Consider the following 11,616-nt stretch of genomic DNA (forward strand, 5'->3'; position numbering starts at 1 on the left):
GCATAGCCCTGTCGCCAGTCGCTCGTGTCCTGGGACCATCGGACCCCGCAGAACTCATGCCGGACCTCGAAGGTCAGCGGACGCTAGGCGGTAGTCCGGTGGAACCAGATGCACCGACGACCCTGTGCCGCCGGCACCAACAAGATGCCTGACAGGACCGCCAGCCAGGAAGAGTCTGCGCAGTGAGCGGACGTCGGCAATGCGCCTGGGTTGCGGCATGACTGTGGAATTGAGTCATGAGTGGAGCGTTCCTGCTGCGGAGATTGGGGATGCGTCGGCAACTGCTAGTCATCGTTCAAGGGCAGCGGGCCGGACGTCGGCCAGCCCCAGTCTGGCCTCCACCATCCACAGTCGGAGGACCAGGCCAACACACCCTGAGAGTTGAAGCTGCCCGCTACCCACACATGCGTGATGCCAGAAGGGAGGCGAGGCACCTCGGTCGGCAGAGGCTGATCTCGTCGCTCCAATTGAAACTGAATGGCATAGTCCGTGCCAATTGTGCTCCAGATGAAGGCATGTCTTTCGGAGGTCGAGTGAGTATTGAGCTTGCGTGCGACATCGGGGGCGTCTCGCAAAACCTGCTCCACGAAATCAGCCATGCTTCGGTCGGTTACTACCCCGCCCCAGCCCTCGGCATGCAACTTCACGACGCCGGTCCGATCATGTTCGAGTGGATTGAGTGCCGAAATACCGAGCCGGTCCATCGTTTCCTCGGTCTGGGCGTCGAGCGAAGCCCCCACTTTTGCCGACTCTTGTGCTGCCATGGCAATGGCTGGCAGATGCCGGACGACTGCTTTGACTTGAGCTCTCCGAGCCAACCAAGCGCTCCAGGCATGGTCGAGCTCTGGCACGAGGATCTTATGGCCGATCCTGTTGAGGGCCTTCCACTGAGCATTGAAGGCGTCTTCGTGATCGGCTATGATTTCTAAGGCCGCGTTGCCCTCAGGTTTCACTATCAGGGCGTCCACCTGGCCATTCGTAGTGCCGTCCTCATAGCGGAGCACCGGCAGGCCGAGGATGGATGAGACGATCTGCCTGGCAGCCCGCTCATTGGGTCGCTCCTTCATGACGAACATCGTATGGCGCAAAGGACAGACCCGAGCCTCCTTAGCATCGCCGTCATAGCGCGACGCCTCCCAGGGCTATCGCGTTCGCGGGGGTGGCCGGCACGACCGCTCATCGGCATGGGCAGCAAGCCGGAGGACCGCGCGTACCGGACGGCGGCATGTCCGGACGTTTTGCGTGTCGTCGGTTCTGGACATCCAGCGAGTTCGGGCCGAGCCTATGGCATGAGCTATTTGCCGGACGTTGTGGTCCAAGCCTTGCCCGGGTTGGTCGTGGCGATAGTCGCCGCTGTCCTGGCGTGGCTGCTCGGGCACCGGTACTCCGCACGGCGTGCGATGCTGGCTGCCGCGCAGGCGCGCGGCCTCGCGGCAGCCGAGGAGCTGTACCGCGCATACGGGCAGTTTTTCGCGGTGTGGAAAGCGTGGGCCTTCCACACGGATGCGACGTCCGGGTCTCCCCGAGGGCCAGTCACCCCTGAGCGTCGGTCCGAACTCGTTGCACAGGCTGGCGAGGTTGAATCCCTCTACGAGGCATTCCTGGTTCGGGTGACGTCGGAGCGACGGCTTAATGGTGACGAGCTGGCCGCCCTTTGGGCGCTGCGGTTCGCATTCAAGCAACTGAGGTACGCGATCACGCAAGACCTACCGCTCGAGTGGTGGCGCGAGGGACACCTCCACACTCGGCCAGAGGGTGCCCGGGAGTACGATGCGATGAAGTGCCTGATGGTTGTCGTTTCGCGCTTTACCGCCGCCCGGAAGCGCGGACGGCAGGCGCCGTCGTCGGCACAGGCGCAGGAGCAGCTCGCGACCGTCACTGGCGCAGGTGAGGACTTGCTCGCTCGCGCCGAGTTCGAAACTCGCCTCGCGCAGCCGTCCGCACGGGAAGTGCCGTCTGCGCGCCGTGGTCGCTCAGGATGGCAGTGGGTTGTTGTAGCCGAGCACGTGTGCAGCGTGTTTTAACGCCCGCGTCTCGGTCGTCCGTCGCAAGCCGACGTACAGGTGCGCGGGCCTGGCGCCCGAGGCACGAAACTCCGTGCCGACAACAGCCGGCACCACGCTCGGGCGGCGGCATGTCCGGATGTCGGCGGGAGACCGGGGCGGCGGTATGACCCGCGCATCGGGGGAGGGCTCGTGCTCGATAGAACGTCCGTCGGGCCAGCCACTCGCTATAGAGGCGTTGGTTGAAAACGAACGCGCAGAGCACAGGGCTGGATACGTTGTACGTATGAGCGCCCAGTCCTCCGCCCGGCAGACGAGCGATTTGCTACAGATTGGCGGGGTCGTCCTCGACCGACAGAAGGCGTTCGAAGCAGCGGAGTTGTACTTCAAGGGAACCGGTGAGTACGCCTACCCCGCCTACGACGCCTACGACGGCGGTGCGGGACCTTGGCGGCTGAGCGACGGCGATCTGCTCGCGCCGGTCCTCCTCAACGTCCGTACGAGCATCGCCGCCTACTACAGCTTCACGCGCATCCGACCGAAACTCGAGGCATGGCTTCAGGTAACACCCCTGGACGCATGCCTGGCCAATGCTGACGACGCGAGCCTGCAGCGCCTGGGAGAGTTGTTCGCGCTACTCGATGAAGGACTGCCTGGCGTAGGAGGAGCGACCTTCGCGAAGGTGATGCATCGCAAGCGGCCGAGCTTCGTGCCGCTGTACGACCGGTACGTCTGGTGGGCCTACGTCGGCGTAGAGGGGGCGCCAATCGCTCGTGATCGGCGCCGGTCTTGGGCTGAGTTGATACTGCTGCTCTCCGATGCGTTGAGGAAGGACATGCACCGCGAACGCTCGTGGATTGGCGCAGTGGCTAAAACTGCGAGCAAGCCTCCAGTCACGCTCCTGAGGGCGCTCGATGTCGTCGCGTGGCGGGCGGGGAAGACGGGCAGCGAGTTCGTCCCGGCCTCAGAAACGGTCGAGGTCCCCGAATAGCGTCCACCGCAGGCATCCCGCGTGGCCGCCCTGTACAGATGAGCGGACTTCGACTCCGCACCCGGCCCGCGGCATGACCGCGCGCCGGTCGGCGGCTCCCGGTACGACGTATACGCCGCGCGCTCGTGCATGCCCCTCCGGGGTTGGCTACTCCACCGACCACCTCGCAGGTAATCCTGGCGCCTGTCGATGACCCTCAGGTGACGATCGGCCTTCAGACATCCTGCGGTTCAGGTTCCCCGCCCAGACTGGGCGGGCAGACTGGGCAGATGAACGGTGGCGAAGCGATACGCGGAACGTCGCTCTTCCTGGGAATCGACCTCGGCTGGTCAACGGGTGCCACAGGGATGGCTGCGGTTGACCACACCGGCCGCCTGACCGCATCTGGCCGTGTCAAGAGTGACGACGAGATCGCCGATTGGATCGCGGCGCTACCCGGTCGCGTCGTCGTTGCTGCTGTGGACGCCCCTCTGATCGTGCCCAACGAATCCGGTCAACGGGTTCCGGAACGGCTGATCGGACAGGCATTCGGCGCGTTTGGCGCGTCGGCTCACACGACCAACCAGAAGCGGTTCGGCGGCGAAGATACGCGGGCCATAACGTTGGCCCGGCGCTTCGGATGGGCGGTGGACCCTGAAGCGCCGACTGGCGGCGACGTCACCGTGTGCATCGAGGTCTACCCCCACCCGGCGCTCGTGGGTCTCTTTCAGCTCCCGTACCGACTCGACTATAAGAAGGGGAACTATCAAGGGCGGGCACCGGGCTTCCGGTTATTGATGCAGCACCTTGAGTCCATCCCGCAGTTGGCACTATCGGAAAGTCCCCGCGGGGCAGAGTTGAAAGATGCGCTCGTGGCGCCGCGACCTGGCGACCTCAACCGCGTAGAGGACGAACTGGACGCGATCGTCTGCGCTCACCTGGCGTGGCTGTGGCAGAACCGGCCGCACTCGCTTCAGGTCTACGGGAACGTGGAAGACGGCTACATCGTCGCGCCGCCTCCACCGTTACACCGACCTCAGCGGCCCGGGTCCCGCGGTGAGCGCGTCGACGTGCCAGCACCCGGCCGCTTCGAGCGCATCGTTCGCGGCAGGCCGACGGGCTACTCGGCCGGAGCAAACGAGCAGCGTTGGAAGGCGGCTGTCCGTATGGCGTTTGCTGACTGCACGCTTCCCGCCGAATCTCACGTACAGGTCGATCTCGAGTTCTTCCTCGACCACGATCAGCGGGGGCGTAACGAGCCGGACCTAGACAATCTGATCAAAGCGGCGATCGATGCCCTGGATGGCGTGCTTGGACTGCGGACAGGGACAGGCTCACGGGCGGAGGCCGATGACGTCCGGGTCGACCGCATCACCGCATCGAAGCGCGCTGCCGCGCAAGGTGAAGGCGCTGGCGCCCGCATTACCGTCGTTGAGCACTGATTGAGCGGTCGCTATACGCCGGATAAACTGCCGCGCACACCGCGGCATGACCGTGCGCTATGCGCTCGTGCGCCCAGGGTGTGCGGCCAGCGAAAGTGTGATGGACACCGCTCTTCATACTGACCGGCAGCCGGGCAGTTGGCCGTCGCACGTGTCGTCGGCAGCGCGTAGCCTCACGGCATGGCGCTCAGCATCTTCCACGACCTCTTCGTCGTCAGCGCCCGCTACGGGAATCTCGATCCGGCCGCAGCGCAGACCTGGCTCGTCGCAACATGCCCGCACTGCGGCGGCACCCAGATGGGAGTAATAGCCGCCACGCAGGACGAAGGCGCCGTGAAATGGACTCGATGCGCGAACTGTCTCAAGGGTGCTGTCATGAATAGCGGCGTTATCGCACCGTCTGTCAGGCCCCTACGTGTACCCAGGGGGCTACCCACAGAGGAAGCGGCGGTCTGGGAACGAGGTCCGTGAGTGTCTGGCGATTGGCGCCGCGACAGCTTCGGTGATGCTGTGTCGGAAGCTGTTGATGCACATCGCCGTGACGCACGGTCTTGCCCCAAAAAACCCTAAGGGCTGGGCGCCAACCTTCGCTGACGTCGTTGGCCACCTCGAGTCCGAGGGCCTCATAACCAAGAAGATGCGTCCCTGGGTTGACCGCATCAAGGACGTTGGCAACGAGGCCAACCACGAACTCGAGCCAGTGTCAGCCGATGATGCGCTGGACGTTGCCACCTTCACCCAGCAGTTGCTGATATTGGCGTTCGAGATGGATGCGCTGATGGCAAACCCGGTGGCCGGGACCCAAGTAAGTACTCCGTGACATTCAGTACTTGGGACTTGCAAGCCGACGCGAACATGGCCGTGTCAGGAACTGTGGTGACCGTAAGGAAAGTTCGCGGCGCGGCGTACGCCCGGTTTTGCGGCATGACCGATGGCCCCAGCGAACGCATGCGCCGTGGTCAAGGTTCTTCAAGGAGAACCCCGGCATCGTCACCGCGGCCACCACCGTCCTCGGCATCTTCATCGCAGCGTCGGCGACCCTCCTCGCCGCATGGATAGGGCAGAAAGGGGACACCGCCGCCGCCGAAGACGAGGCATCGACCCTCCAACAGCAGGTGGAGAATCTCGAGCAGGACCTGGTCTACGAGCGGGCCACGGTTGGACGGCGTGACGAGACCATCGAGCGTCTACGGCGGGAGCAAAGCGAGATTCAGCAGCAGGTCGATGCGCGCGACGATGAGATCGTGCTCCTGCGATCGCAGCTCGCCGATCTCGGCGTCGTCGATGCGGAGCCTGAGCACGTGCGGCATGACGGGCAGGTCGAGCTCGCCGACGGCGGCGACGTCATCAACGTCCTCGCGCCTGCGGGCGACGAGAAGTGGGGTGCGCGTCCCGACGTGATCTTCCTGGCCCCGGGGGACCTCGCCTACCGCAACGGGATCCTCAGACTGGCAAGAGCGGACGCCGTCGTCCTGCCCGACGGTGCCCCGACTCTCGAGCGGTGCAGCGAGCTGACGACATACACCGACGTCCGCGACGTCGAGCCAGGCACGCTTGAGCAGGGCCGCTACTGCCTGCGCCTGCACGACGGCTCCTTCGCGGCCATCCGCACCCTGGGCGTCGAGGATGGCGTGATCACGGTCAGGATCACCGTCTGGCAGTAGCCGACGCCACGCGACCGGCTGGCTCGTGTCGCGCGTGTTGAGGGGTGAACCCGGACACGATCAGCGCCCGAGCACCTCGCTACACGGCCTAGCCCAAACCGATACGCCGATCTCGCGGACTAGGGGTATCAGGTACGGGCAGGCTCACCGTCGAGATGGCCGCGGCCCCTGGCGCTGTTCGACTACTACTCGGGTCGGGGGAGGAGGAGGCGGTGGGGGAGGAGGTGGGGGGGATGCAGGCTTATTGTTCGGCATCGGTCTCAACTTTCCTTCATCTCAGAGGGGCGGGGGTCGCGGCGGCCGCTTCTTCCATCCGCTGGACGATTACAGGCGGCGGCGGTGGAGGCAGGACGGGGCTAGCGCCGCCTTCTCATCGTCATCGGTCATCAGGGCGCTCTTTGGGACGTGGGGTGGGCTGCGGACGTGGTCGACGTGTGTAGGTCTCCTGTTTGACGCGCACTGGAGGCGGAGGCGGAGGCGGAGGCGGAGGCGGAGGCGGAGAAGGCGCCTTCTTATCGTCACTGGTCATCGGAGTCCTTCCTGTTGTGGCGTCGGTCGGTTGCGGACGTCGTTGACGTAGGTGCGGCCTCGTATTGGCTGTGGAGGAGGGCTCCTGCGGCGCGGTGGGAGGCTTGGAGAGGTAGTGCTCCTGAAGGCCATCCCCACCACCCCGTGGTCCGCGCATAGACGTGTTGAGGTGTCAGTCTGCCGTTGATGATGGCATCGGAGTAGACGCAGGTTCCTGCGCGGCTGTTGTGGTGAGCAGTGCGAGAGCTAGAAAGAACAGACCGAGCACGAGCAGCCATGCCGATCCCGTCGCCCACCGTCCACGTGTGCGCGCCAATCTCGCAGACGCTAACAGCGGTTGATTCGATGGGGGCTGCCTGCCCAACCTTCTCCGACACCAATCGACCAAGCGTTCCCATCGGGTCACTGGGCCCTCAACCGACGGGTTGGGATTAAGGAGCATCTCAGCGAAATGCTGGTTAGCAAGGTTCCAGCTTCCCTCCCTGTGAAACTTCGACCAAGCAGTGATTGTTGGAAGCGCGCTCACTGCTGGTATCGCGCGTGGTCTTATCGTCATGACACCAGCAATGGAGCTCAGAACTAAAAGCGCTGCACCGACGATCGTCGCCCACCACGCGCTGGCGTAACGGTCGACTGAACCGAGGGTGTCCCCGCTTACTACAACAGCCAGGAGTACACCGTCGAAGCCGACCAGCGCCACAGCTGTTTGTTGAAAAGTTGCACTTCGACGCTGTTGTTGCTCGAGCAACCAACGGGCCTGGTCAAGGTATGCAGTGAACTGTGGCAACTCTCGAGCGTACGGATCAGCTAGGACCGCGGGCGCGCGGGTCTCATGAAGGTCAACTGAGGAGCGCCGCCTCCTCCATTTCGAGAGCACTTGTCTAGTATGCGGCGCGCAACTTCGGAGCCTCCGACGACTCGCCGCCCTCGACGGAAGCTGGTCTCACAGCAGCGGCTTCCGCCTCAGCGTTGCCCCGCGGCGCCGACCATTGCGGGTCGCCGTGGCCCTCCAGCCTCCGCATCGGCAAGGCGGTCGTTGGTGTCCGTTGGCCAGCAGTCCCTTCACTCGCCTGATGGGTTAAGCCTCGCGAGTTGGACGACCTCGGCGCGGCCGTCGTGGCTGTTCAGCTGGATGCGAAGGTTCGAAGCAGGCCACCGGCCCGAGTCGCCATGCGCTCGGGTATCCACGGTGTGGCACGGCGAGTCTCAGCCGAGCGCAGTAACCTCGGCGCCGTCGCGTGACCCAACGTTTCATCGGGACGTGTGGCCAGTTCGCCGCTTTGCTTAGCGGCGCGCATGGCTGCCACTCCTGCGACTGCGGAGGCTGCGGCTGCGCGAAAGCCCGCGGGGGTGCCTAGTGCGGTCGCCTCCGCGCCGATGGCCGCGCCGGCATTTGGCTGATGCGCTAGGGGCCAGATCAAGACCGCGCGCGTCGTCAGTGCTACCAGAGCACGATCACGACAACCCCGGTTGCGGTCAGAGTTCGCATGACCGTCTCAGCGTGCCTGGTGAAATCTGTAGTTCGGGATGCACCGCCTGCGTCCGGATCTCGGCAGATCCGGATGCCGAGGACCGGCCAGGGCGGGAGCCCGCACATCCACAGAGGCGGATGCCGGGGCACCGGGGCACCCAGAACGTTCGGGCAGCTGCAGGCCGTGCTCCTGGTCATCGTCCGGCGGGGCACAGCGAGGAATGGGTCAGGGTGACATGCATGCTCCGCACCGGCAGTGCCCATGCAGCCATACGTGTAGCCATGGCACGGGTTTCGGCACCGTCTGTCGCTGTCGATCGACGTAGGCGAACCACGCCAACCTGCGGGAAGCGACACCAGTAGGCCCCGGTGAACGGCCCGCCTTGATCTGGAGTAGGCCCCGGTGAACGGCCCGCCGTGATCTGGAGTAGGCCCCGGTGAACGGCCCGCCGTGATCTGGAGTAGGCCCCGGTGAACGGCCCGACTTAATCTGGGGTCAAGGGCTCCGAGGGCCCGGGCTGCCGGCAGCGTTAGCGCCCAGTTCGTCACGGTGGGTGATCGCTCGCTCCTATGCGCCCTTGCAAGCGCTGACCGGACGGGGGTCGCACTCCCGTAGGTCGACCCGGTTCGTGACACTGCTCTACAAGTGCGCGGGGTTCTCACTCCCTGCGACACAGCCACCACAAGGAGGAGCACCATGAGCACCGTCGCCGGAACGTCCCAGCCCCGCTTCCTCTCGGTCAGCGAAGTCGCTGACGAGCTGAACGTCACCGAACGCTTCGTCCGCAAGCTCATCGCCCAGGGCGATCTGGACGCCGTAAGGATCGGCAGCCGCCTCGTGCGGATCCGGCGAACCGACCTCGACGCTGTACTCCGCCCCATGACACAGCCTCGCGCGGACCACGCGCGGTGAGGCGAAGGTCGGCTAGCGGCGTGCTGCGTTACGGTCCCGCAGGCGGGGCGCGGGCGCGTACCCGCTCCGCGCGGCGCTCGCGGGCCGTCTCCTCGTTTCGAGACCTTCGGCACACGGTCACGGCCTTGGCCATGCCATCGCGTGGAGCTCGTCAGGTCGCATTTCATCGGGCCTGCAACGCCCGGCGCCCGCGGCTGGGTCAGCGCTGCCGCCCGGCACGGCTTCGAGATGCCGGCTGGGCGGAAGGTGCCCGGCAGTGGCGAGCACCGCTCCGAACCGCGCGGTTGTGAACCCACGGGACCCGAGATGACCCACGTGCGCCGCCCGTTGCGACACGTGTGCGACACGCCGGAGCGTTTGCGCAGGTCAGGTGGGTGCCCCGAGTGGGATTCGAACCCACACTGGATCGGGTTTGAGCCGATTGCCTCTGCCGGTTGGGCTATCGGGGCGGTGCGCCGGGGGCGCTTGACCGGTCTAGGCTAGCGCCGTGAGCGAGAACGAAAGCCCAGACAGCCCCGACGGCGCGAGCGCGGACACCGACAAGGTGGTCCTGCCTCCGGCGCGGACGGAGGCTACTCCCGAGACGGTGCACCCGCGCGGTCGTCGCGTCGTCGTCGCTGAGGACGAGACCCTCATCCGGCTCGACATCGTCGAGACGCTGGTCGAGGCGGGCTTCGACGTCGTGGGCGAGGCGCCCGACGGCGAGACCGCGGTGCGCCTGGCGACCGAGCTCGAGCCCGACGTCATCGTCATGGACGTGAAGATGCCGGTCATGGACGGCCTGACCGCCGCGGAGCGAATCATCAGCGACCGTCTGTGCGCGGTCGTCATGCTCACGGCCTTCTCGCAGACCGAGCTCGTCGAGCGGGCCCGCGACATCGGTGCGATGGCGTACGTCGTCAAGCCGTTCACCCCCGCCGACCTCCTGCCGGCCGTCGAGATCGCCATCTCGCGCCACCAGGAGATCAACTCGCTCGAGGCGGAGGTCGCGGACCTCACCGACCGCTTCGAGACCCGCAAGCGCGTCGACCGCGCCAAGGGCCTCCTCATGACGAAGATGGGCCTGAGCGAGCCCGAGTCCTTCCGGTGGATCCAGAAGACGTCGATGGACCGCCGCCTCACCATGCGCGAGGTCGCCGACGCGGTCATCGACCAGGTCGGCTCGAACTAGCCACGACCGCTGCCCGCCTAGCCCGCCCGGCGCCCGCTGCCGCGCCGGGCGCAGCGGGCGGTCACGCGCCCGGGTTCGTCGCGAGCAGCATGCAGCTGAGGCGGGCCGTGCAGACCCGCCGCCCGGCGTCGTCGGTGATGACGATCTCGTAGGTCGCCGTGCGCCGGCCGCTATGGAGCGGCGTCGCGACGCCCGTCACCCATCCCTCGCGCGCGCTGCGGTGGTGGGTCGCGCTGATCTCGGTGCCGACGGCGGCACGTCCTTCGCCGGCGTGGAGCGCCGAGGCGATGGAGCCGACCGTCTCGGCGAGGACGACGGACGCCCCGCCGTGGAGGAGGCCGTACGGCTGGGTGTTCCCGGCCACCGGCATCCGTGCGCGGACCAGCTCGGGTGACGCCTCGAGGATTTCGATGCCCATGCGCTCGGCGAGGGCGCCGGCGGGGAAGGTCGCCGGGCGGGAGGCCGCGGGCGAGCCGTCGGCCCGGGCAGCGCGGTCCGCCACCCACGCGCCGTCTGCGTCGGCGCCGGGGCGCTGGCCGTCGTCAGGGATGGTCATGCCGCAAGCGTGCCACGGCCCAGGCACCGCGTCAGACGAGCTCGCCGACCGGCGTGAGCAGGTAGCGCCCCGCCATCCCGACCGTCCGGGCGAGCGTCTCCTCGAACTCCGAGTGGAGCGGCTCGACGCCCTCGATCTCCCACAGCACCTGCGCGTTGGTCCAGGCGGCCTCGCGCGCCCGGGCGATGCTCCACGTCCCCACGAGGTTGGCGACGGGCGCGAGGTGCCGGTCGACGTCGAGCGCCACCCCGGAGAGGAACGAGCGGCGCACCTCCTCGTGGACGTCGGCGAGGACCTGGGTGACCCGGAGGTAGTCGGCCCGCACGCCGGGGGAGCGGGGGTTGAGCGCGAGCTGGCGGCACGTCTCGACGAGGGCGACGGGCAGGTCGTGGTTGATGTGGGCGTTCATCCCGGCGAGCGCGAACTGGATCGGCTCGCGGCCCGGGTGGGCGCGCAGCTCCAGCAGCGGCTCCCACGCCTTGTCCGGTGCCGGGGCGTCGAGGACGTCGAGGTAGCGGCAGGCGAAGACGATGTCCAGGCGGGTGAGGAACCCCGGGAGCGTGAAGTAGCCCTCGTCGATCCGCTCCTTGACGAGCTCGGTGACGCGCAGGTACATCCGGTTGAAGGCGGCGACGCCGTCGTCCGGGTCGAGCCCGGCCCCGTAGGCGCGCATCCGCTCGATGACGGCGTCGACCGTGGCCGGCTGCGACGGCGGCGGTGGACGGCGCCGGGTGCGCGTGAGCCGGGAGCGCACGGCATCGAACGCGCGGGTGAGGAGCTCCATGGGCAGACGGTAGTGGCGCGTCACCAGGCGGGGAAGGGCGGCCGGGGAGCCGGCGCCCGCGGAGCCCTCGACCCCGGCCCGCGGAGGGGAGGACGTCGGCTCCCGAAGCGCAGG

11 protein-coding genes and 1 tRNA gene are annotated in these 11,616 nt (G+C 66.8%); 8 read left to right on the top strand and 4 right to left on the bottom strand.

All coding sequences use genetic code 11. The features are described from left to right. Positions 1 to 284: 284 nt before the first annotated feature. Entirely contained in the window at positions 285 to 1,067 is a 783-nt protein-coding gene (locus tag V2J63_RS14740; protein WP_331231748.1) for a hypothetical protein, read from the bottom strand. A gap of 117 nt (positions 1,068 to 1,184) precedes the next feature. On the opposite strand from V2J63_RS14740, the gene V2J63_RS14745 reads away from it, so the two are divergent. The 7 genes from V2J63_RS14745 to V2J63_RS14775 all read left to right on the top strand — a co-directional run bounded on the left by V2J63_RS14745 (position 1,185) and on the right by V2J63_RS14775 (position 8,991). Then, positions 1,185 to 2,024 (top strand): hypothetical protein, encoded by an 840-nt coding sequence (locus V2J63_RS14745; RefSeq protein ID WP_331231749.1) that lies wholly within the window; start codon positions 1,185 to 1,187, stop codon positions 2,022 to 2,024. A gap of 265 nt (positions 2,025 to 2,289) precedes the next feature. Beyond that, positions 2,290 to 2,994, top strand: coding sequence for a DUF6308 family protein (locus V2J63_RS14750; protein WP_331231750.1), 705 nt, complete (start codon positions 2,290 to 2,292; stop codon positions 2,992 to 2,994). Positions 2,995 to 3,263: 269 nt separating this feature from the next. Beyond that, positions 3,264 to 4,415, top strand: a complete 1,152-nt coding sequence (locus tag V2J63_RS14755) for a DUF429 domain-containing protein (protein WP_331231751.1) — start codon at positions 3,264 to 3,266, stop codon at positions 4,413 to 4,415. 180 nt (positions 4,416 to 4,595) lie between these two features. Continuing rightward, on the top strand, positions 4,596 to 4,886 hold the full coding sequence (locus tag V2J63_RS14760; protein WP_331231752.1) for a hypothetical protein: 291 nt from the start codon (positions 4,596 to 4,598) through the stop codon (positions 4,884 to 4,886). Positions 4,887 to 4,920: 34 nt separating this feature from the next. Continuing rightward, positions 4,921 to 5,235, top strand: coding sequence for a DUF4145 domain-containing protein (locus tag V2J63_RS14765; RefSeq protein WP_331231753.1), 315 nt, complete (start codon positions 4,921 to 4,923; stop codon positions 5,233 to 5,235). A gap of 10 nt (positions 5,236 to 5,245) precedes the next feature. After that, positions 5,246 to 6,079 (top strand): hypothetical protein, encoded by an 834-nt coding sequence (locus V2J63_RS14770; protein WP_331231754.1) that lies wholly within the window; start codon positions 5,246 to 5,248, stop codon positions 6,077 to 6,079. A gap of 2,696 nt (positions 6,080 to 8,775) precedes the next feature. Next, the gene (locus V2J63_RS14775) at positions 8,776 to 8,991 is read left to right on the top strand and encodes a helix-turn-helix domain-containing protein (RefSeq protein ID WP_331231755.1); all 216 of its coding nucleotides are present in this window, start codon (positions 8,776 to 8,778) and stop codon (positions 8,989 to 8,991) included. A gap of 375 nt (positions 8,992 to 9,366) precedes the next feature. Here V2J63_RS14775 and V2J63_RS14780 read toward each other — a convergent pair. Further along, a tRNA-Leu gene (locus V2J63_RS14780) sits at positions 9,367 to 9,440 on the bottom strand. Positions 9,441 to 9,535: 95 nt separating this feature from the next. Between V2J63_RS14780 and V2J63_RS14785 the strand changes: the two genes are divergently transcribed. After that, the gene (locus V2J63_RS14785) at positions 9,536 to 10,162 is read left to right on the top strand and encodes an ANTAR domain-containing response regulator (protein WP_434056347.1); all 627 of its coding nucleotides are present in this window, start codon (positions 9,536 to 9,538) and stop codon (positions 10,160 to 10,162) included. A gap of 61 nt (positions 10,163 to 10,223) precedes the next feature. Here V2J63_RS14785 and V2J63_RS14790 read toward each other — a convergent pair whose 3' ends face one another. Together V2J63_RS14790 and V2J63_RS14795 are read right to left on the bottom strand one after the other, a co-directional pair. After that, on the bottom strand, positions 10,224 to 10,718 hold the full coding sequence (locus tag V2J63_RS14790) for a hotdog fold thioesterase (RefSeq protein ID WP_491062244.1): 495 nt from the start codon (positions 10,716 to 10,718) through the stop codon (positions 10,224 to 10,226). 31 nt (positions 10,719 to 10,749) lie between these two features. Continuing rightward, positions 10,750 to 11,502: a DUF5995 family protein gene (locus tag V2J63_RS14795; RefSeq protein WP_331231756.1), complete on the bottom strand. Its 753-nt coding sequence runs from the start codon at positions 11,500 to 11,502 to the stop codon at positions 10,750 to 10,752. Positions 11,503 to 11,616 lie beyond the last annotated feature (114 nt).

It is taken from the genome of Georgenia wangjunii (assembly GCF_036421975.1).
GTDB classification, from domain to species: domain Bacteria; phylum Actinomycetota; class Actinomycetes; order Actinomycetales; family Actinomycetaceae; genus Georgenia_A; species Georgenia_A wangjunii.

Coding starts and splice junctions, on each gene's coding strand:
- V2J63_RS14740 (WP_331231748.1), bottom strand. CDS start 1,067: ATGAAGGAGCGACCCAATGAGCGGGCTGCCAGGCAGATCGTCTCATCC.
- V2J63_RS14745 (WP_331231749.1), top strand. CDS start 1,185: ATGGGCAGCAAGCCGGAGGACCGCGCGTACCGGACGGCGGCATGTCCG.
- V2J63_RS14750 (WP_331231750.1), top strand. CDS start 2,290: ATGAGCGCCCAGTCCTCCGCCCGGCAGACGAGCGATTTGCTACAGATT.
- V2J63_RS14755 (WP_331231751.1), top strand. CDS start 3,264: ATGAACGGTGGCGAAGCGATACGCGGAACGTCGCTCTTCCTGGGAATC.
- V2J63_RS14760 (WP_331231752.1), top strand. CDS start 4,596: ATGGCGCTCAGCATCTTCCACGACCTCTTCGTCGTCAGCGCCCGCTAC.
- V2J63_RS14765 (WP_331231753.1), top strand. CDS start 4,921: ATGCTGTGTCGGAAGCTGTTGATGCACATCGCCGTGACGCACGGTCTT.
- V2J63_RS14775 (WP_331231755.1), top strand. CDS start 8,776: ATGAGCACCGTCGCCGGAACGTCCCAGCCCCGCTTCCTCTCGGTCAGC.
- V2J63_RS14790 (WP_491062244.1), bottom strand. CDS start 10,718: ATGACCATCCCTGACGACGGCCAGCGCCCCGGCGCCGACGCAGACGGC.
- V2J63_RS14795 (WP_331231756.1), bottom strand. CDS start 11,502: ATGGAGCTCCTCACCCGCGCGTTCGATGCCGTGCGCTCCCGGCTCACG.